The sequence below is a fragment of the Vibrio sp. D173a genome (genome assembly GCF_030248475.1).
Map to the genome: position 1 here is coordinate 1 of NZ_JAHGAH010001464.1, position 656 is coordinate 656.

Consider the following 656-nt stretch of genomic DNA (forward strand, 5'->3'; position numbering starts at 1 on the left):
GTGTCATTAATCCCCAAGCCTTTGTGTGCAGTTCATAGCCAACACACTCCAATGTATAAGTCGAAACAAGCATCACAGTGACTGGTGTGAACATTCCGACCAAAATCGATGACATAAACAGAGCACTAGGGTGGATGCTGATTAACGGAAGTCCAACGCCAATAGCCTTGAACAAAAAAGCGATACACAGGGTGAGTTTTATTCCTTGTTTGTCTGCGAACATGCCAATCAACATAGGGCCGACAGCTGCTCCCACCCCAAATGCAGCCCAGAAAAATCCTCCAGCATCAAAGGGCATACCTATATCTCTTACGATGTAGTCGACCCAAAACAAGGTATGGGGTAGGTAGCCAATGGCATCGAACGTGTAGGCGATAAAAACGAACAACACGCAATGACGCTGAGACGTGCTTAATTGAGAGAAAGACGCCTTGATGTAGCTTGCGCTTGAAGACGAAGGTGTGGTTTCCCAAGCGTTCCAACTCAATAGTGTCGCTAGGAGAGTGATGAACCCCATGCCGAGCCAAGTTGACGTGACGCTGGCGCTAATCAGTATTGGAATCAAAGTACCTGACAACATGGCGCCAATTCCAAGGCCCGAAAACACCACACTACTGGTTCGACTTTTGGTCTGTGGTGAGACTTTTCTCAGTATC

General features: G+C 47.4%; 1 protein-coding gene. It reads right to left on the bottom strand.

Features of this window, described 5'->3' with window-relative positions; genetic code table 11:
- Nucleotides 1-610, bottom strand: a 610-nt coding sequence (locus KIV40_RS34095) for a YbfB/YjiJ family MFS transporter (protein ID WP_309145842.1), incomplete at its 3' end; no start/stop codon positions are given.
- Nucleotides 611-656 lie beyond the last annotated feature (46 nt).